Source organism: Natrinema pellirubrum DSM 15624 (assembly GCF_000230735.2).
Lineage (GTDB): Archaea > Halobacteriota > Halobacteria > Halobacteriales > Natrialbaceae > Natrinema > Natrinema pellirubrum.
Genome location: NC_019962.1, coordinates 1,545,018 through 1,566,177 on the forward strand (window position 1 = coordinate 1,545,018; position 21,160 = coordinate 1,566,177).

Genomic DNA, 21,160 nt, shown 5'->3' on the forward strand with positions numbered 1-21,160 from the left:
TTCGTTAAGCGTGAAAAGTGAGGCGGCATGATTTTGTGGTGTCCATGCCAAAAATCGACCGCCTCAGCGGGTGTAGCGACTGGATCGATTTGAGTTTTGTGGAGCGAGAGCGGACACCACAACAGCTGATGGAACTCGGTATTCGACTTCATCTTGCTGGTCTCTCGCTTTCGAATACCGTTCGAGAGTTAGAGAAATTTGGTGTCGAACGCAGTCGGAAGGCAGTCCACGATTGGGTTCACAAGTGCGATCTACAGCCGGTAGATAACGCAAAGCCGAATCACGTCGCGCTCGACGAGACGGTGATTCAACTTGATGAACATCGATATTGGCTGTACACTGCGGTCGATCCAGAAACAAACAAGATACTCCATATTCGGCTGTATTCGACGACTACGACCGCATTGACAGAACGGTTCCTGCACGAACTCACTGAGAAACATGACCTCGACGATGCCGTGTTTCTCGTCGATGGAGCAAAACATCTCCAGACTGCACTCCGCCGATCTGGGCTTCGATTTCGATACGAAAAACATGGAAATCGGAACGCTGCTGAACGTGTCTTTCGTGATATAAAACGCCGTACCTCTTCGTTCTCAAATTGTTTTAGTCACGCAAAACCGTCAACCGCAGAATCGTGGCTCCAAGCCTTCGCCGTTTGGCACAATGCTACAAACTAAACACGACCATGAGGACGGTCGTATACTGGACTATCTTCTGGGCCTTCGAATCGATTTGGTCGAGAAGGTTAATTTGGTGATCGATCGTTCGTTCGTATCGGTCAATTGCATCTCCGCGTTCATCGCCCGCCATTCCCTTTCATCACTGTAGATACCAACTGTTAATAAATTCTCTTTTAGTATCAAAGAAGTGGGTTCAACCGGTTGTGCTACTGCTTCGAGTCGGCTATTGCTATCGACCCCGTTCTTCCACCTGCAGCGTGTACGCCCCGCTGCCGCTATTTGCGTGGACCTGCAGCCCGAACGACTCGTCGCCCTCGAGATCGAGCGTGAGCGACGGGCTCGTGCCCGAGCCCGCGGCCGCTTCGTCGTGGCTCCATCTGGTGGGGCTACTGCCGTCGGTAGTCACGTAGAGGTCGAAATCGCCCCTCGAGGGGCCCTCGAGCGCGATCGTGATCGAGCAGGGGTCGTCGGTGCGAAGCGAGTAGCCGTACCGTTTGCTCTCCCCCCACCAGCCGCTGCCGTCGAGGGAGCCGCTCGCGCTCGCGGTAACCGTCTCGTCGCCGCAGTCGCCGGTGTCGGATTCGGACTCGTCCTCGTTGCCACCGTCGCCGTCGTCCCCGAAGGGGTCCGTTTCGACGGCGGCGGCCGCGTCGACCCGACCGTACCCCTGCTGGTCGTCCGCGAGGCCGACATCGACGGCCGTCTCGCGGAGATGATCGCGGAGTTGTGATCGCGAGAGGTCGGGATGGGCCGACAGCGCGAGGCCGGCGACGCCGGCGACGACTGGGGTCGCCATCGACGTGCCGGACATCCGGCCGTAGTCGCCACCGGTCGTACTCGAGACGATGCGGCTGCCCGGGGCGGCCAGTTCGATTTCGGGGCCGGTGTTGGAGAAAGAGGCGATCGAGTCGTCGCTGTCGACGGCCGAGACGGCGACGACGCTGTCCTCGGCGGCCGGCGAGTAGACCCGGTCGCTGCCGTCGTTGCCGGCGGCAGCGACGAGCAGGACGCCCCGGTCGGCCGCGTACTCACAGGCCGCAGTCAGGGTTCGGTAGGAGCCGTCGACGCCCAGCGAGAGGGTGACGACGTCCGCGTCGGCGTCGGCGGCCCACTGGATCGCGTCCGCGATATCCGACAGCGAGCCGACGCCGTCCGCGTCGAGTGCCCGGAGCGACAGGAGAGAGCAGTCGCTGATCCCCGCGTGGCCGGTGCCGTCGTCGGTCCCGCCGGCGGCGATGCCACCGACGTGGGTACCGTGGTCCCCGCCGCTGCTGGGGTAGGGATCGCCGTCGCCGTTCAGGAAGTCCCGGCCGATCCGCTCGTCCATGGTGCCCTCGAGCGCCGGGTGGTCGTACTGGATCCCCTGATCGACGACCGCGATGACGACGTCTTCGCTTCCGCGAGTCGTCTCCCAGGCCCGCTCGCAGCCGATCAGTTCGGGGGCATACTGGTAGCCGTAGTAAGGGTCGTTGGGCTCGAGCAGCGACTGAAGCGTCACGTTGGGTTCGGCGTACTCGACCGCCGGCGAGGCAGTGACCGCGTCGATGAACTGCTCGCGGGCACGGTCGGGGGCCGTAGACGGGAACTCGACGACGGCGTAGCGGATCGTCTCGTTGGTATGGACCACCTCGGCGTCGCCGGGGATGGCGCTTCGTGCCTCGGCGGCGACGTCGTCGGCACCCGCCGAGATGCCGAGGACGATCTCGTCCGTCCGCGGTCCGGGATCGCGACCCGGCGTCGCGCTCGTGACGGTACTCGAGCCAAGCAGGCCGGCGAGCCCGATCGCGCCGGTGCCGGACAGGATCGACCGGCGGTCGTAGGTCGGCTCTGCGGTGTCGTCCGGGGGACCGTTCGGTGTCATGGGACGACAGTCATCACTCCCTGAAATTAGTAAACTCTTATCGAACTTCGTCTGATTTATTCTCGAAATAACCGTGGCTATAATGATTGGATGAAATAACATCTGCTAATAGTGAGCGAATATATGAAGTCGGTCGGTTACGGGAACCGACCGGCACGCGAGAAACGCCGTCGCGGTTTCGACGGACCCCGACCGGTCAGCGGCCGGTCTCGATCGGTGACGTCGAACGGCGTTCTGATCTCGGTTCCGACCTGAGCGGATCTATTTGCCCAGTTCTTCGACGCCAACCGTGTAGGAACCGCTGCCGCTGTATCGCCTGACGAGGATACCGAACTCCTCGTCGCCGCTGAGGTCCACGTCGATCGATTCGCTCGAGTCGTTGCTGGCCGACCGTTTATCGTAGTCCTGCCGCGTTGGCGTCCGTCCGTCGAGAGTCAGGTAGAGATCGAAGTCCGCACTCGACGGCCCCTCGAGGGTGACGGTAGCGCTGCAGGGGTTCGCCGTCTTGAGTGTGTAGGTATAGGTGTCGCTCGGATTGCCCCACCAGCCACCGCTGAGTTGGCCGTCCTTACTGGCCGTGTTCACTTCGTCGCCACACTCGCCGGGCTCGGGGTCCGGATCCGGTTCGGGAGTCGTCCCGGGTTCGGTGGTGACGGCGTTCGCGGCGTCGACGCGACCGTTTCCTTGTTCGGTAGCGTCCAGACCGATGTCGACGGCCGTCTCGTGGAGGTGTGTCCGCAACTCGTCGTTCGAGAGGGACGGCCAGGCCGACAGCGTCAGTCCGGCGACGCCGGCGACGACCGGGGTCGCCATCGAGGTGCCGCTGAAGGTGTCGTAGTCGTCGAAGGGGATCGACGAGAGGACGTTGCCACCGGGTGCGGCCAGTTCGATCTCCGGGCCGACGTTCGAGAAGTCCGATAGCGTTTCGCCCTCGTCGAGCGAGGAGACGGCCAGCACGGTGTCGTAGGCGGCCGGATACGAGACGGGGCTGCCGTAATCGTTGCCGGCAGCCGCAACGAGCAACGAGCCCTGCGATTGTGCGTACTCACAGGCCTGTCGCATGAGATTCGTCGCATCGCCGCCACCGAGGGACATGTTGATGATATCGGCACCCTGATCGGCCGACCACTGGACCGCGTCGGCGATGTCAGAGAGTGACCCGCCGCCACCGGACCCGAGCGCACGGGCCGAGAGGAGCGAACAGTTCGAAATGCCGGCATGACCCGTTCCGTTGTCGGTGCCGCCGCCGGCGATTCCGCCGACGTGCGTCCCGTGGTTCTCGCTCGCGTCTACCGGATACGGATCGCCGTCTGAGTCGACGAAATCCTCACCGTTGTTGGAGACGCTGTCGTCCATGTTTTCCGCGAGGTCCGGGTGATCGTACTGGACCCCCTGGTCGACGATCGCGATCGTCACGTCCGGATCGCCGAGGGTCTCCTCCCAGGCTTCCTCACAGTTGACCTGCTGTGGCGCGTACTGACTCCCGAAGCTCGGATCGTTCGGCGTGTACAGTGGCGATGCACTCCCTTGTGCGTCCGCCGTCTCATCGTCGGCTTCCGACCCGAGCGGCTCGGCCTCGAGTGCGTGATACGTGACGTTGTCCTCCGTGTACTGGACCTCGTTGACGTCCATGAGGTTCCGCTGGACGTTTTCCTTGGCCTGGATGGAGGCTTCGTCGGCGATCTCTACCGACGCGTAGCCGAGCGTTTCGTTCGTGTGGACGATGTTCGCGTTGCTCGGGAGCTTCGGTTCGACTGCCGCTTCGATGTCCGATACGTCGGCATCGACACCGACGATCAGTTCGTCTTTTTTCGGCCCCGGTTCACGACCCGGCGTTGCGGACGTAATGCCGCTGAGACCGAGAATCGCACCGAACGCACCGGCTGCTTCGAGGACTGAACGTCGATTCACGTTCGAATGGTTATCTTCTGCCATGACGCAACTAAACGAATCGCAGTCTTGTACTAAATCATTTTTAAATCTATTAGGATTTAATATAACATATAGGTATGCTAAGAATAGAACTCGATGGGGAGTTATTACTGGTAGAAACCACTATTGTGCGATCTTCGTCTCGTATCCACAATAGATACAAATCCCAAATAGAGTTTATTAATTAATTAGGTGGTGCGTATTTTTCACACCGGCGTCATGTTGGGCGAGTCTCGATGGGGACTCCGGTCGAGCCGATGAGAATAGCAGCGACGTTGGCGTTTCGCCACACCTATCTCCGGGCACGGGAAAGAGCGGGCAACTGACTATGTTCGACCGCGTTCGTACCCGTCTCGCGCCCGATACCGAAACCGAGCCGACAGTCGGGCTGTTCGTCGACGGGCCGAACGTCTTCCGCGATGAGTTCGACGTCGATCTCGACGATCTCCGGGACGCCGCCGGCGAACTCGGCCGCGTCGGCGTCATCCGTCTCTACCTCGACGAACACGCGACGCCCGGCCTCATTCAGGCCGCGGAAGCCCGCGGCTTCGAAGTGATCGTCACCAGCGGCGACGTCGACGTCAAACTCGCGGTCGACGCGACCGCGCTGGCCGGCGATGCTACGATCGACCGGCTCGCGATCGCCTCACGCGATACCGACTTTAAACCCGTCCTCGAGCACGCGGGCACTCTCGGCGTGAAAACGTACGCGATCGCGCCGGGATCGTACGGCCGCTCGGATGCACTGCGAAACGCGGCCGACGAGGCCGTCACGCTCGAGCCGGACGGTTAGCCGCTGTACGAGCTTTCGCCGACGACCTCGACGAGGTCGCCCTCGCCTGTTGCCGTGGTCTCGTCGAAGTCGGTCACGCGAACACGGACTTGCTTCTCGACGGTCTCGGGTCCGGCTCCCTCGACGAGCAGTTCGGTGTCGCCGATGTAGGCCCGTCCCGCCGAGCCGTTGGTCTCGGAGATGAAGACGTCTATTTCGCTCCCTACCTCGAGGGAGGGTCGGTTCGCCCGGAACGTCCAGCCTGTGAGGTATTTGTCGAAGATGCTCATACGCGTGCCACCTCCTCGCTCTCGCGGTCGATCAGGTATTCGCGGCCGAAGCCGGTCAGCGCTGCGACGATGAACACCGCCACCAGCAGCCAGCCCTGGAAGACGTAGGGAACGACGTCGATCGGCGTGACGACCATCGACTGCTCGAACCAGTCGTAATCGCCGGGCAGTTGCTGCATCGCCGAGTAGCCGGCCAGCACCCCGCCCGACCACGGGAAGATGTAGCCCATGGCCGCGGTCTGGCCGTCTAAGATGTTCGCCCGGCGGTAGCCGTTCAGGTTGAACCGCTCGCCGATCTTCGAGATGTAAGGGCCGATCGCGACCTCGGCCGCGGTGTTGATCGTGATGATCGCGTTGATCAACGCCGCGGTCCCGACCATCGTCAACTCGGCGTTGCGGACGTTCGTCGCGAGGTTCTCGATCGACCACTCGAGCAACACGTCGAAGGCCCCGCCACGGATCATGATCTGGGCCGCGCCGATGATCAGCAAGACGAGGATCGAGAGTTCGAGGAAGCCGGCGACGCCGTTCATCAGGCTGCCGCCGACGCCGACCGCATCGGGGTTCTCGACGATCGTCAGGATCGGCAGGGACTCGAGCGGACCGGCCAGCGGCGCATCCTGTGGGGCGTTGAACATGACGATGTCACCGGGGCTCGCGAGGCCGAAGACGAGGTTGAAGGCGACGGCGACGACGATCCCCCACGAGATCGCCTCGACGATGTGTCGGCCGGCGATAGCCGTCCCGATCACGGCGGCCATCGAGATGACGTGAACCAGCCCGATCGCGTCGCTCTCCTCGAGGAAGATCTCCTGGGCCTGTGCGCCGACCTCGATGCCGTCCATCGCACCGCCGGCGACGACGTAGCCGAGGAAGGCGAGGACGGCAGCGATGATGACGTATTTGAACCGGGAGGCGACGACGCCCCCGATGTCGGCGTCCTGGGTGACAGCGCTAACGATCGTGGTGTCACTGACGGGCGCTAAGTTGTCACCGAAGATCGCCCCCGAGAGGATCGCACCGAACAGGAGGACGGGGTTCGCACCGAGCAACACGCCGGCCGGGAAAAAGAGACCGACGAACGCGATGCTTGCACCGTAGCCGGTCCCGATCCCCGTCGTGAAGACGGCCGCGAGGACGAACGTGATCGCGGGGAACAGCGCCGCGCCGACGCCGGCAGTGTCGGCTAACCAGACGAGTCCGCCGACGAAGCCGCCGTCCTGCAGGAGCTGGGCGAACATACCGGCCCAGATCCACGCGACGATCGCCGTCACCGCGACGGGCTGGGTCATCCCCTCGAAGATCGTGTTGGCGTAGTGCTTCCAGTCGCCTCGGGCGAAGAACATCCCGACGATGAGCCCGACCAGGATGCCCACGATGAGTCCGCCGGTATCGCCGATCCGCCAGAGGGCAGTCTGGACGATGGCCCAGACGATGAAGAAGGCGATCGGGAACGCACTCATCCCGCGGCCGCCGTAGAACTCGACTGTGGGGCCGCCGCTGTCGGGCTGTGTGAACTGGTCGGTCGGTTCGTCGCCAGCCTCACTCATATGTGATCACTCATATTGCCACGCGGTCGTAGTATTGACATCAGTCATAATAACTATTTCTGACAGTATTGGATTCGTGGTTCTCGTCGGTCGCTATCGATCCTTCTGGCAGTACGCGCGAGGTCTATCATTTAGCTATCGGTTCCCGACGACGGCGTCGGGGATGGAGCTGGCCGGCAAACTCCCGGTCATAGGCCCAGAGCGGCCGATGACGGTCGATACGGGTTGATAATGACAGTCCACGTTCGGGCGGTCCGAACCCGGTGACTTTTCGGGCGCGGCCCGCCCAGCCACGCGTATGATCGACGACCGGCCGGTGCTGGACGACCACCTCCACCTCGACCCGGACAACAATCGGGGCATCGACGCCGTCCGCGACTTCGCCCGCGTCGGCGGCACCCACCTGCTCGTGGTGAACAAACCCTCCTGGCATCTCGGCGTCGAGGCCGAGACTGGTGCGGACTTCCGCGAGGTCTTCGAACGCACCATCGACATCGTCGAGGCGGCCTCGAGCGAACTCGAGGGGCGGGCCTGGCCCGTCCTCGGGGTCCACCCGGGCCTGATCACCCGGCTGGTCGACGAACGGGACTTCTCGCCCGACGAGGCCCGCGATCTCATGCAGGCCGGCATCGACGTCGCAGCGGAGTACGTCGAGGCGGGCGACGCGCTGGCGCTGAAGTCCGGTCGCCCCCACTACGAGGTCGACGACGACGTCTGGGCGGCCTCGAACGCCGTCATGCGCCGGGCGTTCGACCACGGTGCCGACCTCGAGTGTGCGGTCCAGCTCCACGCCGAGGCTAGCGAGGACATGACCGAGGTGGCCAACTGGGCCGAGGCGGCCGGGATGGAGCCCCACCGTGTCGTCAAACACTACGCGAGCGGCCGCCTCGAGGGACCGACGCCGAGCGTAATGAGCGACAAGGAGCGGCTCGAGACCGCCGCCGAGCGAGGCGAGCCGTTCCTGATGGAGACCGATTACATCGACGACCCCGACCGGCCGGGCGCAGTGTTGGGTCCCAAGACGGTCCCCCGGCGGGTCCGCTGGCTGCTCGAGAACGGGTACGACGAGGCGGTCGAGATCGCACACGTCGAGACGCCGAAGGCTGTCTACGGGATCGATACCGAAGCGACGCTCGAGTGAGAACGGGTAATTCCTTCTTACCGTCGAACGCCCGCTCTATCCGACGAGCTGAAACGGCACCTGCCTTCTCATGAGCGGCTGTAAAAGCGTTTTAGCCGATCATCAAGCCGGTCCAAACATTCACTTTCGACGGCTAGTGTAGAGAAAGGCATTTCAAGCGGCCGGTGTAGGTGTCTGTATGAGCAATCCCCCGACCGAGTTCTACTCGGAGGAACGCTGGCAGAACTGGATCGGTCGCATCAAAGACGAAGACATCGATCCGGAAGACGAAGACTCGGCTCGACTCCTGCTCAACCTGCAGGACGACACCGCGATCGCGATCGCGAAGATCGTCGCCGCCTACGACGACGGCGAACTCGAGGGGGAAGAGGCCCTCGCGGAGATCGAGGACGTCCGCGAGATCGTCCTCGGCGAGGTCGACATCGAGGACGAGGAGAAACTGATCCTGGTCGACGGCGTCCAGACGAGCCTGGTCTGTGTCTTCTTCGCGGCCGAGGAGTACGTCGCCAACGGGCCGGCCGAGGACAGCAGCGTCGGGGACTATCTGGGTGCGGCGGCCGACGCCGAGGCCGAGGAGGACCTGGACGCGGCGCTTGGCTACGCCGCCCAGGCAGGGACGCTCATCATCGACGGCGAGGAACTCGACATGGGGGTCGCGGAAGACCTCGAGTACGGCCTCGTCACGGAGTGGATCAACGGCCTCGACAGCCTCCAGAGCGCGATGAGCGATCCGGAAGTCGTCGAGGAAGACGAGTAGGACGGGGTCTCGTTTTCGCCGCGTCGGGCCACCAGACGTTTAACCGACGGTGACTATCCATCGTTATGAGACGGCGGTACGGCGAGCGCGCGGTGACGGTGCAGATCGGAGCCATACTCTTGCTCGCGATCGTTTTCACTGCGCTCGCGCTCTATCAGGTGTACGTGTTTACCCCGAGGTCTCAACAACCGGCACAGTCTGCTCTCGTGAGATCATTTCGTTGTCGTGGACAACCCGCGTAAGTTCCTCGTATGGGTTGCGTCCCTGCTGGCGCCACGTCGCCAGCAGGGACAAGATCGTCTCGTGAACGAACATGCCACGGTCGTTCCGGAGTGTTCCGATGATTTTCCGGAGAACAACAGGTTCACGAAGGGCGTTTTCTGCGGCATTGTTCGTCGGGGAGACCGCTGGCTCACCGACGAAGGTGAGCCAGTGGTCGAGTCCACCTTCGATCTTCCCGAGGAGTGTTGCCACTGGTTCGTCGGTCACTGACCGCTCAACGAGCGATCTGAGGCCGTCCTGACACGCTCGATGCATCTGTGCTCTCGCACGAGGATCTGGGTCGGTCTCCAGCCACGACTGGAGACCGACGAACATCTGCTTGAGATACCGGTACACCGGTTCTGCCTCCTCGTGGTCACTAGCAACGTCTTCAGCCTCCCGGAGAAGATGTGCCCAGCACCGCTGAAGCGTACTGCTGAACGCTGGATACGCCGTCCACCCATCACAGATGACCGTTCCCGCGAAGTCCTCGCCAAGGACTTCCGCGGGAACATCACTCCCACGACTCTCTCTGACCGCGTACAGCGTATGCTCGTCCGTCCGAAACGTCCAGATCCACGCTTGGTCACCGTCACGCTTGATGCCGGTTTCGTCAACGTGGACGATTTCAGCCTCCTGAATCTCTCGACGGATCTGCTCGTACTCACAGCGACCGGCGCGCGCAGCGCGCTCGGTCGCGTGCCACGCGGATGCACCTGAGAGTTCGAGTCCGTGAAGTTGCTCGAAGCGGTCCGTGATTTTCCGGTAGGGAAGGCGGTGATCGTACCGTGACAGGGCAGATTGCGCGATGACGTTCACCCCGAACTGCCCCTCATCGGGGCAGTCGGGGTGAGTCGCAACCGTCTCAGTTCCACAGGAGTCGCATTGGTAGCGGTGTCGGTTGTACTGGGTGACTTCTGGTGGCTGTGGATCCGGGACTTCCTCGACGAGTCGGGGGCTGACGCCCACCGACTCGTCGAAGTGGTCGCCACACTCGGGACAACAGTCAGAGGTGACCTCGATTTCTTCATCAGGATCGGGCGGAGAGCGCCACTCCGGGTTGTGACCGTCCTTTCGACCGGGAGTACCACCATCAGTTCGGACATCGTCGTCTTCGTCGTCCTGCGAGGTCGGGGACTCGTCGGTCCCCGACCGTCGCTTACTGGGTGGAGTGTGTGGATTCTCGTACTTCCGGAGACGTGTTTCGAGTTCTTCGATCCGCTCTTGCTGCTCTTCGATCCGCTCTTGCTGCTCTTCGATCCGTTCGTTCTGTTCCTCGATCCGCTTGTCCTTCTGGGCAATCTTCTCTTCCAGCTCGTCGATTCGCTCCTCCATCTGGAGAAACCGCGAGAGGAGTTCGTCCTTGGAGAGATCGTCCCAGCTCATCGATTCCACCTCGAAACGACGACAGCAGGGCCGACGGGATGGTCTCCGGGCAGCGGAGACCATCCCTGAGAATGTAGACTGACTCCCTGCTGACAGACCATGTATCTGTCACAGGCCACCACCTACGAGACAGTGACGAAATCAGACGGGGCTAAACACGTACTATCAGGTCAACGCCGTGCCGGCGGAGAACCAGGCGGTCGAAATAGACCACAACCGGCAGGTCCACGGCGAGATGCAAGAACTCCGAAACGCGATCAAAAACGCCGGGACTACGGGTGGTACAACCTCGATTTCGGTAACCCTCGGGACCCAGTATCCGACCCGAACCTTTCTGACGAATCCACCGGACCCGACGGGGACGCTTCGAACGAGTGAGACCGGAGCCGTCGGTATCGACAACGCCGAATTCAACGGCAGATACACAACGACTGCAGACGAGTTTCTGGAGGAGGACTTCGAGACGCGGACGCTCAGCTACGAGCCGTCGTACAACGAGTACCGTGACGCACCGACGACCCGGATCGAACACGGATTCGCGTTCAACGAATTCACCGGCACGTCGGTCGCGCTCACCGAACAGCCCCTGGTCGACGGCAACCGGCTCACGATCGTCCTCGTCGAGGGCAACCTGTCGACGTCCTCGAGAGGCTCGACAGCCGTCGATACCAGGATCCTGAGTGGACCTACTGATCCGATCTCTCTCGAAGACGACGGCGACAATATTACGATCACGGTTCCGACATCGTCGCCGAACGCGTGGAACGAATCGATCGGGACTGAGTTCGGGGCAGGCTCCGGGGCGGAACACGCGAGGGTCACCGGCTACGCAGACGGTCAGCTAAGAGTCGAACTCGAGGGTGACATGGAGTACGAACTCCGGATGGCTCGCGTCGGAGTCGGCGACGGACGCGACGACGGGCCCGATGAGTTCGATATCAGCCGAGTGACTGCTGAGGACACCAATTCGAGCGGTGCGTACGACGTTCGGTGGGACACGGATCGAATCAACGACGAGGAACACGCTTCTTGCACGGACGAGAGCTGTACGTTCACTGCGGCCACTGCGGGAGACACGATACAAGCGTCTGTCGAGACCGCACCGGCCGTCGACGATGCAGACGTGGAGTACGCCGTCGGGAACAACGAGATCGCCGGACTCGTTCCGGGACGTGGGACGATTCAGGATGGCGTCCACGAGACTGCCCTCGAAGCGCGGTCGAACGGGACCACAACGCTGTTCGCCTCGAGCGGCGGTGCGGGTGACGCGCTCGACGTGACCGTCGCGGTCGAGTCGGCGGAGGCTTCCCTCCCCGAAGGGAGCGTCGCCTACCACGACCGGAACGACGACGGCGTCTACAACGATGGCGAACCGACGTACACGGAATCCGACCTCGAAAGCGTCGACGTGCCCGGATCGTTGATCGTCGTTGGCGACGCGTTCTCGGCGAACGGGATGGATCTCACCGCAGAACAGCTCACCGTCGAGGAGGATGCGACGTTGGAGACGCGGAACGGCGGGATTCGAATGACGACGAACAGCGGCGAGTTAGCGGTTGCGGGCACGCTCGATACGACCGCAGGAACCGGACAGAGCGTCACGCTGGATGCGACCGGCGAGACGGATCTCTCGAGCGGAACGGTTCGTTCCAGCGGCGGGATCGACGTGGATGCTTCCGGTTCGATCACCGCCGACGACGCAACGCTCGATGCGACCGACGCGAGCTACGGATCGATCACTGTCTCCGGCGATGGCAGTGTCGCGCTTCGCCGTGCGATCGTGCAGACAGAGGGTACGGTATCGATCACGGCAGGCGCAACGCTCGACGCGACGGCTGCCGATCTCGAATCGACTAGAATCGGCCAGGGGGTCGCCCTCGAGTCGAACGGTGATATGACGATTGAACGGATTTCGATCGATGTCGATCGATTCAGCACAATGTCGGGAGAACTCAATGGCGGCTCGAACACGCTCTTCGTCGACGGGGCGGAGTTCCGGCGCGGTGACGATCCGGGAGCGTTCGACTTCTCGCCAAACGGTGTCGACGTGCGTGGGACGCCTGCGGTTGGATGGACCTGGTGATCGATGACATCGAAATGCCAGCCCTGACGTCTCGCGGTTCCGAGACGGTTATTATGTGGAAAGATACCACGGAACATAGCAGTTGGTTCGACAATCGTCGAAACGACGAACGACAATATCTTGTACCGTCACCTACATTGAGAAAGTATGACTGCAGTCGGCATCGACGCCGTCGAGATCTGGACGGGTAACCTCAAACTCGACCTTCCGGGCACGTTCGCCCCTGAGAAGGGCGAAGATCCGGAAAAGTACACGAAAGGACTCGGACTGAACGCCAGTTCCTTCCCCGACAGTTACGAGGACATCGTCACGATGGGGGCCAACGCCGCTCACCGGCTAATGGAGCGCAAAGGCCTCGAGCCCGACGATATCGGCCGCATCGACGTCGCGACCGAGAGCGCGTTCGATAACTCGAAGCCGGTTTCGACGTACGTCGCTGGCTGCCTCGAGCAGGTCTACGAAGGCGACTTCCACCACGCGAACAAGGGCGAGCGGAAGTTCGCCTGTATCGCGGGGACCCAGAGCCTGGACGACGCGTACAACTGGATCCGAGCGGGCCGCAACCGCGGCCGTTCGGCGCTTGTCATCGCGACCGACACCGCGCTGTACGCCCGCGGCGACGACGGCGAGGCGACCCAGGGTGCCGGTGCCGTCGCGATGCTCATCAGCGAGGATCCGAACCTCGTCGAACTCTCCGCCGAGCAGGGCTACGGCTCGGCCGACGAGACCGACTTCTTAAAGCCCAACCAGCAGTTCCCGAGCGTCGACGGCAAACGCTCCGTGCAGGTCTATCTCGCGCGGATGCGCGAGGCCCTCGAGGACTTCGAGAGCGTCGCCGGCGAGGTCCACGAGGAGGACTTCGCCTACGCGCCGTTCCACACCCCCTTCCCGGGCATGGTCCGGAAGGCCGCCCTGCTCGCGTTCCGTCACGTCACGCGGAACACGGCGGTCGAGGACGAACTGGCCGAGGAGATCGGTCGCCAGCCCCGTCCCGAGGCGTTCGACTCCGACGACGAGTACCGTGACGCGCTCCGGGAGTACATGGACGCCCTGAAAGACACCGACCGCTACGCGACGTGGTACGACGCCACGATCGATCCGACGCTGACGATCTCCCGCGAGGTCGGCAACTGGTACACCGGCTCGGTCCACGTCGCCCGCGCGAGCGCGCTCAAACATGCGCTCGAGAACGACCGCGAGATGGTCGGCGAGAAGTTGCTCATCGGGTCCTACGGCAGCGGTGCGCAGGCGGAGATCCACTCCGAGACGGTCCGTGACGGCTGGGTCGAAGAGATCGAGGCCCTCAACATCGACGAACAGCTCTCCGACCGCTACGAGATGTCGTGGGACGACTACGAGGAGATCCACGACGCCCACAACCACGAAATGGACGTCGACGTCGAGGAGTTCACCACCCCCGACGAGGAGTTCGTCTTCGACGGCTGGGGTCGCATGGGCGAGCGGAAGTACCGGTACGTCGAGTAGCGACGCCGGTTTCGGCCTGTCGCTCGGATGTCGTATCAGCAGACTAATTTGACGGGCTGTCGCACACGCGTATATGCCCGACAGTCCCGACCCCCCAGGATGGCTCGTCGAGCGGCCGGGATTGACCGCGCTCGCACTGGCGAGTGTCCTCCTCGCACTGTTCGTTCTGCTGCCGTATCTCCAGTACGTCCTCTTCGGCGTCGTCCTCGCGTACATCCTGTTGCCGGTTCAGCGACGCCTCGAGGCCTACGTCAGGCCGACGATCGCGGCGCTTGCGGTCGTGGCGGCGACCCTGCTCGTCGTGTTGTTGCCCCTGATCTACGTCCTCTCGCTCGCTGTCGGCCAGTCGCTCCGACTCGTCCGGTCGATCAGGCAAGGAGAGATCGACGTCGAGATGATCGAGTCCATGCTCGAGAGCAATGGGTATGCCGTCGATCTCGTCGCGCTGTACGAGTCGAACCAAGACCGAATCGCGACGGCCGTTCAGGAGGTCACGAACGGGGCGATCGCACTCTTGGGCAGTCTGCCGAGTATGTTCATCGGACTGACTGTCACGCTGTTCGTTCTCTTTGCCCTGTTGCGTGACGGGGATCGGCTTGTCTCGTGGCTCCGGTGGGTGTTGCCGATCGAGGACGACGTCCTCGACGAACTCGAGACCGGGCTGGACCGGCTGATGTGGGCGTCGGTCGTCGGAAACGTCGCCGTCGCAGCCGTTCAGGCGGTGATGCTCGGCGTCGGACTGCTGATCGCCGGCGTTCCGGCCGTTATCTTCCTGACCGTCGCGACGTTCATCCTGACGCTGCTTCCGTTGGTCGGAGCCTTCGGGATCTGGATCCCGGCGACCATCTACCTGGTCGCGACGGGGCGACTGAGCGCCGGCGTCGCGATGTTCGTCTACGGGCTGGTCGTCACGTTCTCGGATTCGTACCTCCGGCCCGCGCTGATCGGCCGGTCAAGTGCCTTCAACTCCGCGATCGTGGTCGTCGGCATCTTCGGCGGCCTCATCGTCTTCGGTGCCGTGGGCCTTTTCATCGGACCCGTCGTCCTCGGCGGGGCGAAACTCACCCTCGACTGTTTCGCGCGAGCCCGAACGGACGACCCCATCGACGGGGCCGCACCCGACGCCGGCGGGCTAGTCACCGACTCCGAGGGGGAAGCCGACTCGAGCGGCACGGACGATGATTCCTGATCGGTCGGCGGCCGATTCAGTCGTTCTTCCAGTCGCCCGGTTCGACGCCGTGGATCTCGCCTTTCGCCTCCCGGTCGTTGGGCCACAGGGCGATCGCGAACACGGCCGCGAAAAACAGGACGAGGGCGGCCGCGACGAGCGCGCCGTGGACCCCCGGCAGTTCGGCGGCTTCCGTCCACTGCTGTTCCGGGGTGAACAGCGTGATTTTGAAGACCCATCCGATCCCGGCGACGGTAAACAGGAGCCCGTATACGCGCCGAATGCGACGGGACAGGGTCTCTCGAACCGAGACCTTGAACGTCGGGTTTCGGAGGTCGTCGCTCAGTTCCTCACGCCAGGCCGGGTGTTCGACCCCGGTCGGCTCTAGGGCGTTCGCGAATACGTTCTCCTGAACGAACCGAACGCGGGCGCGCCAGTGGTCGTAGAACCGGTACCGGCGCACCTCGAAGAACAGGAAGATCGACAGGACGAAGATCCCGATCAGGAGCAGGAACGCGGGCATATTCCGGCTCGAGAAGACGATCGAAAGGACGGCGGCGAGCAGCGTGATCGCCCAGTCTGTCGTCCGGTCGATCCGGTCCTGCGCGCTGTTGGCCTGACTGACTTCGCCGCGGTAGAAGTGCGGCAGGACGTCGAGCAGGAACTCGGATTCGTTCGCGACCGCCGCGCCGATCTCCTGGTCGTCGCGGTCGAGCGGGCCGCCTCCGTCGGCATCGTCGCTGTCGGTCATGGCACCTCTCGACAGCACCGCCGCGTATAGTCGCCCGTGTGGCGACTGCAGGGGCCGGGACGGCGAGCGCGGCCGCGATCACCGTCGATCGCACCGAAACGGGTGCGTTCATTATGCCCCCTCCGCTAGAGACCAGTATCGTGTCTCGGATCGAACGCCGCCGGCGCTGCAGGGAGCGACCGATCGGGTCGATCGACCGGGACCACGGCTAGCTATGCACGGATCACACGCTACGGGGAGCCCCTACGCTCCCCACACGGAGGAGGACCGCACGGCGATGCTCGAGGCGGTCGGCGCGGACTCCGTCGAGGACCTCTTCGACGTTCCGGACGAGGTCGCGTTTGACGGGCGCTTCGACATCGACGCGCGATCGGAACGGGAAACGCGGCGGCTGGTACGCTCGCTGCTGGCCCGCAACGACGAGGTGACCGAACTGCTCGGACGGGGCCACTACGGCTACTACGTGCCGTCGCTGGTCGATCACCTCGCGGACCGCTCGGAGTTTCTGACCTCCTACACGCAGTACCAGCCGGAGGTCTCTCAGGGGTTTCTGCAGGCCCTGTTCGAGTACCAGTCGCTGTTGGTCGAGCTGACCGGGCTCCCGATCGCGAACTGTTCGATGTACGACGCCGCGACGGCGCTGGGCGAGGCCGCGACGCTGGCCGACCGCATCCGCGACACCACGGGCCACCGTGTCCTCGTCCCCGAACTGCTCCGCGAGGAGCGCCGAAGCACCCTCGAGAACTACGTCGCCGGTACCGATCTCGTGGTCGAGTCCTACCCCGTCGAGGACGGGACCGTCGACCTCGCTGGGCTCGAGGCCGCCGCCGACGAGGAGGTCGTCATGATCTACGCCGAGAACCCCACGGTACGGGGAACGATCGAGGAACGGCTCGAGGCCGTCGGCGACCTCGCCGAGTCCACCGACGCCCTCTTCGTCCTGGGCTCGGACCCGATCGCGCTCTCCCTGCTCGAGCGCCCCGCCGACGTCGGCGCGGACGTCGTCATCGGCGACGCCAGCGTCCTGGGGCTCCCGACGAGCTACGGGATGGGACTGGGCCTGTTCGCAACGCGGGAGGACTACCTCCGGCAAGTTCCCGGTCGGCTGGTCGGGGCCAGCGAGGACGCGACCGACCGTCGGGCGTACACGCTGACGCTCCAGACCCGCGAACAGCACATCCGTCGGGAGCGAGCCACGAGCAACATCTGTACGAATCAGGCCTGGGTCGCGCTCCGGACCGCGATGCACGCTGCCGTCCTCGGCCCGAGCGGCATGGTCGACCTCGCGGAGCGCGACGTCCGACGCGCGCGTGATCTCGCGGCCCGACTCGACGAGATCGTCGGCGTCAAAGCGCCGGTCCACGACCGCCACCACCTCCGGGAGTTCGTCGCCCGTGTCGACCAGCCCGCCCGCGCCGTCGCATCGGACCTCGAGAAACGGGGCTTTGCGGTCCACGTCGTCGGCGACCACGAGATCCAGGTCTGTGTCGCCGGCGTCCCCGACGAGCGACTGGATCGCTTCGTCGCGGCGCTCGAGGGGGTGGTTCGATGAGCGACGAGCGACCGGCCGACGAACAGGTCCGGTACGATCAGGCCCGCTACGTCGAGAACGGCGAGTACGAGCCGCTGCTCTCGGCAAAGGACCTGACGCGGGTCGAGATCGGCGGCGGTGATGGCGACAGCGGCACCGGGGACGGCTCGCCGCTGCCCGACGACCTCACCCGTAACTCCCTCGAGCTACCGGAACTCTCCGAACCCGAACTGGCGCGTCACTACACGCGGCTCTCCCAGATGATCTACGGGATCGACAGCGGTCCCTACCCGCTTGGCTCGTGTACGATGAAGTACAACCCGAAATTCACCGAGGACGTGGCCGCGCTGCCGTCGGCCGCGGTTCATCCCGACCGCTCCGAGGGGTCGGTACAGGGCAATCTGGAACTGCTCTATCGCCTGCAGGACTACCTCGGCCGGATCGGCGGCATGGACGCGGTGACGCTGCAGCCGCCCGCCGGGGCCGCCGGCGAGTTCGTCGGCATTCGCGTCGCGGCGGCCTACCACGAACACAACGGCGAGGGCCACCGCGACGAGGTCATCGTCCCCGAGAGCGCCCACGGCACCAACTTCGCGACCGCCGCCCTAGGCGGCTACGACGTCGTTTCCCTGCCCAGCGACGACGAAGGGCGGGTCGACCTCGAGGCGCTCGAGGCCGCCCTCTCGGAGAACACGGCGGCGCTCATGCTCACGAACCCCAACACGCTCGGGCTGTTCGAGCGCGACATCACCGAGATCGCCGAGCTGGTCCACGACGCGGGCGGACTGCTCTACTACGACGGGGCGAACCTGAACGCCCTGCTCGGCCGTGCGCGGCCGGGCGACATGGGCTTTGACGTGATGCACTACAATGTCCACAAGACGTTCGCGACGCCCCACGGCGGCGGCGGGCCGGGTGCGGGGCCGGTCGGCGTCGTCGACGACCTCGCGCCGTTCCTGCCCGCGCCCCGCGTCCGACAGTGCGAGGCCGAGTCGACGGGCAGCGAGCCCCGCTATGAACTGTTCGAGCCCGAACACACCATCGGGAAGGTCCACGGCTTCCACGGCAACTGGCTGGTGTTGCTCAAGGCCTTCGCCTACATCGCGCGGCTGGGCGACGAGGGGCTGGCCGACGCCAGCGCCTCGGCCGTACTGAACGCGAACTACCTCGCGGAGCGCATCGAGTACGACGTTCCCTACGGCCCCTTCCACCACGAGTTCGTCGCCAGCGCCGGCGAGCAGGACGCCGCCGACGTCGCAAAGCGGATGCTCGACTACGGCGTCCACCCGCCGACGACCAAGTGGCCCGAGATCGTCCCTGAGGCCCTGATGACCGAACCCACGGAGGTCGAGAGCAAGGACACTCTGGACCGGCTCGCCGCCGCGTTCAACGCCGTCGCCGGCGAGGACGACGCGACGCTCGAGGCCGCGCCGGAACGCACGACAGCACGCCGGATCGATCAAACGAGTGCCGCGCGGAGCCCGCGGCTGTCGTGGCACCACCTCGAGGACGAGTCCTGAGACGAACGGTCCGTTCGGTGGCCGGTTTTCGATATCGGATGCCGCTCGACCACGGACTGGTATCCGCCACACGACAGTATGACGCGATATTCACACATATCGGAAGTTTATCTATTCTCTAAGCGTTTTTCGAATAGCAGATTTCTTACTGTATCGAAAAAGGTATACATAGAGTCACGAATCCACTACGGCATGACCTCCCTCTCACTGGACTACACGAGAGACGATGCGAAGACGTTGATCAAAGCCGCCTTCGAACGCACGCGGGGGATCGAGAGCTACTTCGACGACGGTCACCGGATCATCGGTAAAACCGGGTCACGCGTCACGAGCTACGGCGAAACGGTCATCATCGAGATTCCCGAGAACCAACCGTCGGCCGCCGAGACGATGATCACCGTCCGGGCGGAAAAGGAGGTTGAGATGAACGTGACCGCCGACCCCGAACAGTACAAGTCGCGGTTCCTCACCGAACTCGAACGGATCCGCGGCGATCCCGTCGACCACGTTCTCAAGACCTTCGACGAGGAGTACCGAAGCAAGGAGGTACAGCGCCTCGACGACCTGACGAGCGGTCACGACACGCTCAAGGTGGTTCTGACGGTACTGGCCGTGTTCATGTTCTTCGTGATGATCATGCCGTTCCTCCTCCTTCCGTAACGATGAACGGTACCAAACTCCTCGGCGGTGTCGTCCTCGTCGTCGGACTTCTCTTCCTTCTCGGGGGCCTCGCTATGCCGAGTACGACGACGACGACGAGTACCAGTTGTTACGACGATCCCATGGGGTACGGGCAGGACTGCGTCGAGTCGACGTACGAAACCCCGAACTCGAGCAAGGGCCCGACCATCCTCTTCGGGCTGATCGGCACGGTCGCCGGCGGCTGGTTACTGAGACGGAGCGGTTCGACCGCCGATCGAGGGCCGGAACCATCGACGGCCGATTCGGACTGGACGGGGGACGACGCCGTGACGAACGGAGCGACCGGGCCGCGATCCGACGCCGAACGACCGTCAGAGGCCTCTGATCGTCCGACTGACAGCACTGCGGACAAGGGGTTCGCACAGCAGGTGAGAGAGGCGCACGAGGACGATTGACTCGGAGAGTGCGGGCGTCGGACCCGTTCGGACGGGGCCTCCGGCCGCGAACGACGCTCGGAGAAGCAGGCTGCGTCTACGCCGTACTCGAGTCGACGGCGGTGCCGTTGTCGCCGATCCGGACGAAGCCGTAGTCACAGTCCGGGCAGTGCCACTTGACCTTTTCGCCGAGGTGCAGCGACGTGCTGGCGGCGCGGTAGAAGGTCTTCTCGCCCCCGCAGTCGGGGCACTCGTGGTCGAGTTCCATAGCCATACGCGGCGATAGCGGATCGAGCGAGTTTAACGTACTGGTTCCGGCGTGCGTTCGACGCGGAAATTAAGTGGTGGCCGTCCGTCGGTCCAGTCATGTCGATCTACACCGGCCGCGGTGACGACGGGGAGACAGACCTCCGCGACATGAGCCGCGTCTCGAAGGCGAGCGCCCGAATCGAGGCCTACGGGACCGTCGACGAACTCAACGCCTTGCTCGGGACGATCCGTCCGACCGACTACGACGACGTCAACGACCACCTGTCGGCGATCCAGAACCACCTCCACATCGTGCAGGCGGACTTCGCCAATCCCGACCCCGACGAAGACGACCCCGCGATCCGGCCCGACCACGTCGAGACCGTCGAGGATTGGATCGATGCCTACGACGAGGAACTCGAGCCGCTGACTTCCTTCGTCCTGCCGACCGGCAGCGACGATGGGGCCGCGCTCCATCACGCCCGCACGGTCTGTCGGCGCGCCGAGCGCCGCGCGGTCGCGCTCGCTGGCGAGGAACAGATCAACGAGGACGCGGTGCAGTATCTCAACCGGCTCTCGGACGGCCTGTTCACGATCGCGCGCGTCGTCAACGCCCGCGACGGCGAACCCGAAGAATCGCCGGAGTACTGACCCGAATCGGTGT

General features: G+C 63.8%; 19 protein-coding genes. 12 read left to right on the forward strand and 7 right to left on the reverse strand.

All coding sequences use genetic code 11. From position 1 onward, the window contains the following. Positions 1–44 precede the first annotated feature (44 nt). Positions 45–680, forward strand: coding sequence for an IS6-like element ISNpe4 family transposase (locus NATPE_RS21060; protein WP_015298873.1), 636 nt, complete (start codon positions 45–47; stop codon positions 678–680). A 232-nt stretch (positions 681–912) separates the two neighbouring features. Here the strand turns inward: NATPE_RS21060 and NATPE_RS07555 are convergent, their stop codons facing one another. Together NATPE_RS07555 and NATPE_RS07560 are read right to left on the reverse strand one after the other, a co-directional pair. Next, the gene (locus NATPE_RS07555) at positions 913–2,544 is read right to left on the reverse strand and encodes a S8 family serine peptidase (RefSeq protein WP_006179327.1); all 1,632 of its coding nucleotides are present in this window, start codon (positions 2,542–2,544) and stop codon (positions 913–915) included. Positions 2,545–2,805: 261 nt separating this feature from the next. Then, the gene (locus NATPE_RS07560; RefSeq protein ID WP_006179325.1) at positions 2,806–4,479 is read right to left on the reverse strand and encodes a S8 family serine peptidase; all 1,674 of its coding nucleotides are present in this window, start codon (positions 4,477–4,479) and stop codon (positions 2,806–2,808) included. 325 nt (positions 4,480–4,804) lie between these two features. Between NATPE_RS07560 and NATPE_RS07565 the strand changes: the two genes are divergently transcribed. Continuing rightward, entirely contained in the window at positions 4,805–5,269 is a 465-nt protein-coding gene (locus NATPE_RS07565; RefSeq protein WP_006179323.1) for an NYN domain-containing protein, read from the forward strand. On the opposite strand, the gene NATPE_RS07570 is transcribed toward NATPE_RS07565, so the two are convergent. Together NATPE_RS07570 and NATPE_RS07575 are read right to left on the reverse strand one after the other, a co-directional pair. Next, positions 5,266–5,538 (reverse strand): DUF7513 family protein, encoded by a 273-nt coding sequence (locus NATPE_RS07570; protein ID WP_006179322.1) that lies wholly within the window; start codon positions 5,536–5,538, stop codon positions 5,266–5,268. The genes NATPE_RS07565 and NATPE_RS07570 overlap by 4 nt on opposite strands. Continuing rightward, a complete protein-coding gene (locus tag NATPE_RS07575; protein WP_006179320.1) occupies positions 5,535–7,088 on the reverse strand; it encodes a Na+/H+ antiporter NhaC family protein in 1,554 nt (517 codons plus the stop codon). Before NATPE_RS07575 ends, NATPE_RS07570 begins: the two co-directional genes overlap by 4 nt. A 298-nt stretch (positions 7,089–7,386) precedes the next feature. Between NATPE_RS07575 and NATPE_RS07580 the strand changes: the two genes are divergently transcribed. After that, entirely contained in the window at positions 7,387–8,229 is an 843-nt protein-coding gene (locus tag NATPE_RS07580; protein WP_006179319.1) for a TatD family hydrolase, read from the forward strand. A 178-nt stretch (positions 8,230–8,407) separates the two neighbouring features. Next, on the forward strand, positions 8,408–8,986 hold the full coding sequence (locus NATPE_RS07585) for a DUF2150 family protein (protein ID WP_006179317.1): 579 nt from the start codon (positions 8,408–8,410) through the stop codon (positions 8,984–8,986). Positions 8,987–9,154: 168 nt separating this feature from the next. Here NATPE_RS07585 and NATPE_RS07590 read toward each other — a convergent pair whose 3' ends face one another. Next, positions 9,155–10,633, reverse strand: coding sequence for an IS66-like element ISNpe8 family transposase (locus NATPE_RS07590; protein ID WP_015298760.1), 1,479 nt, complete (start codon positions 10,631–10,633; stop codon positions 9,155–9,157). A gap of 178 nt (positions 10,634–10,811) precedes the next feature. On the opposite strand from NATPE_RS07590, the gene NATPE_RS07595 reads away from it, so the two are divergent. The 3 genes from NATPE_RS07595 to NATPE_RS07605 all read left to right on the forward strand — a co-directional run bounded on the left by NATPE_RS07595 (position 10,812) and on the right by NATPE_RS07605 (position 15,390). Beyond that, entirely contained in the window at positions 10,812–12,716 is a 1,905-nt protein-coding gene (locus NATPE_RS07595) for a hypothetical protein (RefSeq protein ID WP_006179311.1), read from the forward strand. Between the two features lie 147 nt (positions 12,717–12,863). Next, positions 12,864–14,201, forward strand: coding sequence for a hydroxymethylglutaryl-CoA synthase (hmgB, locus tag NATPE_RS07600; RefSeq protein ID WP_006179309.1), 1,338 nt, complete (start codon positions 12,864–12,866; stop codon positions 14,199–14,201). A 73-nt stretch (positions 14,202–14,274) separates the two neighbouring features. Next, positions 14,275–15,390, forward strand: coding sequence for an AI-2E family transporter (locus NATPE_RS07605; protein ID WP_006179308.1), 1,116 nt, complete (start codon positions 14,275–14,277; stop codon positions 15,388–15,390). 16 nt (positions 15,391–15,406) lie between these two features. Here the strand turns inward: NATPE_RS07605 and NATPE_RS07610 are convergent, their stop codons facing one another. Beyond that, entirely contained in the window at positions 15,407–16,120 is a 714-nt protein-coding gene (locus NATPE_RS07610; protein WP_006179307.1) for a DUF2270 domain-containing protein, read from the reverse strand. Positions 16,121–16,334: 214 nt separating this feature from the next. Between NATPE_RS07610 and gcvPA the strand changes: the two genes are divergently transcribed. The 4 genes from gcvPA (at position 16,335) to NATPE_RS07630 (ending at position 20,268) form a co-directional block, all read left to right on the forward strand. Beyond that, entirely contained in the window at positions 16,335–17,672 is a 1,338-nt protein-coding gene (gene gcvPA, locus NATPE_RS07615; protein WP_006179306.1) for an aminomethyl-transferring glycine dehydrogenase subunit GcvPA, read from the forward strand. Then, on the forward strand, positions 17,669–19,171 hold the full coding sequence (gcvPB, locus tag NATPE_RS07620; RefSeq protein ID WP_006179305.1) for an aminomethyl-transferring glycine dehydrogenase subunit GcvPB: 1,503 nt from the start codon (positions 17,669–17,671) through the stop codon (positions 19,169–19,171). Before gcvPA ends, gcvPB begins: the two co-directional genes overlap by 4 nt. 192 nt (positions 19,172–19,363) lie before the next feature. Then, positions 19,364–19,831, forward strand: coding sequence for a hypothetical protein (locus NATPE_RS07625; RefSeq protein ID WP_006179304.1), 468 nt, complete (start codon positions 19,364–19,366; stop codon positions 19,829–19,831). A 2-nt stretch (positions 19,832–19,833) separates the two neighbouring features. Then, positions 19,834–20,268: a hypothetical protein gene (locus NATPE_RS07630; RefSeq protein ID WP_006179303.1), complete on the forward strand. Its 435-nt coding sequence runs from the start codon at positions 19,834–19,836 to the stop codon at positions 20,266–20,268. Positions 20,269–20,344: 76 nt separating this feature from the next. On the opposite strand, the gene NATPE_RS22630 is transcribed toward NATPE_RS07630, so the two are convergent. Further along, positions 20,345–20,521 carry a DUF7838 family putative zinc beta-ribbon protein gene (locus NATPE_RS22630; RefSeq protein WP_015298880.1) on the reverse strand — a complete coding sequence of 59 codons (177 nt, stop codon included), beginning with the start codon at positions 20,519–20,521 and terminating at the stop codon, positions 20,345–20,347. Between the two features lie 92 nt (positions 20,522–20,613). Here NATPE_RS22630 and NATPE_RS07635 point away from each other — a divergent pair, with 92 nt between their 5' ends. Then, complete coding sequence (locus tag NATPE_RS07635) at positions 20,614–21,147, forward strand: cob(I)yrinic acid a,c-diamide adenosyltransferase (protein WP_006179301.1); 534 nt, start codon at positions 20,614–20,616, stop codon at positions 21,145–21,147. Positions 21,148–21,160: the final 13 nt, after the last annotated feature.

Coding starts and splice junctions, on each gene's coding strand:
- NATPE_RS21060 (WP_015298873.1), top strand. CDS start 45: ATGCCAAAAATCGACCGCCTCAGCGGGTGTAGCGACTGGATCGATTTG.
- NATPE_RS07555 (WP_006179327.1), bottom strand. CDS start 2,544: ATGACACCGAACGGTCCCCCGGACGACACCGCAGAGCCGACCTACGAC.
- NATPE_RS07560 (WP_006179325.1), bottom strand. CDS start 4,479: ATGGCAGAAGATAACCATTCGAACGTGAATCGACGTTCAGTCCTCGAA.
- NATPE_RS07565 (WP_006179323.1), top strand. CDS start 4,805: ATGTTCGACCGCGTTCGTACCCGTCTCGCGCCCGATACCGAAACCGAG.
- NATPE_RS07570 (WP_006179322.1), bottom strand. CDS start 5,538: ATGAGCATCTTCGACAAATACCTCACAGGCTGGACGTTCCGGGCGAAC.
- NATPE_RS07575 (WP_006179320.1), bottom strand. CDS start 7,088: ATGAGTGAGGCTGGCGACGAACCGACCGACCAGTTCACACAGCCCGAC.
- NATPE_RS07580 (WP_006179319.1), top strand. CDS start 7,387: ATGATCGACGACCGGCCGGTGCTGGACGACCACCTCCACCTCGACCCG.
- NATPE_RS07585 (WP_006179317.1), top strand. CDS start 8,408: ATGAGCAATCCCCCGACCGAGTTCTACTCGGAGGAACGCTGGCAGAAC.
- NATPE_RS07590 (WP_015298760.1), bottom strand. CDS start 10,633: ATGAGCTGGGACGATCTCTCCAAGGACGAACTCCTCTCGCGGTTTCTC.
- hmgB (WP_006179309.1), top strand. CDS start 12,864: ATGACTGCAGTCGGCATCGACGCCGTCGAGATCTGGACGGGTAACCTC.
- NATPE_RS07605 (WP_006179308.1), top strand. CDS start 14,275: ATGCCCGACAGTCCCGACCCCCCAGGATGGCTCGTCGAGCGGCCGGGA.
- NATPE_RS07610 (WP_006179307.1), bottom strand. CDS start 16,120: ATGACCGACAGCGACGATGCCGACGGAGGCGGCCCGCTCGACCGCGAC.
- gcvPA (WP_006179306.1), top strand. CDS start 16,335: ATGCACGGATCACACGCTACGGGGAGCCCCTACGCTCCCCACACGGAG.
- gcvPB (WP_006179305.1), top strand. CDS start 17,669: ATGAGCGACGAGCGACCGGCCGACGAACAGGTCCGGTACGATCAGGCC.
- NATPE_RS07625 (WP_006179304.1), top strand. CDS start 19,364: ATGACCTCCCTCTCACTGGACTACACGAGAGACGATGCGAAGACGTTG.
- NATPE_RS07630 (WP_006179303.1), top strand. CDS start 19,834: ATGAACGGTACCAAACTCCTCGGCGGTGTCGTCCTCGTCGTCGGACTT.
- NATPE_RS22630 (WP_015298880.1), bottom strand. CDS start 20,521: ATGGCTATGGAACTCGACCACGAGTGCCCCGACTGCGGGGGCGAGAAG.
- NATPE_RS07635 (WP_006179301.1), top strand. CDS start 20,614: ATGTCGATCTACACCGGCCGCGGTGACGACGGGGAGACAGACCTCCGC.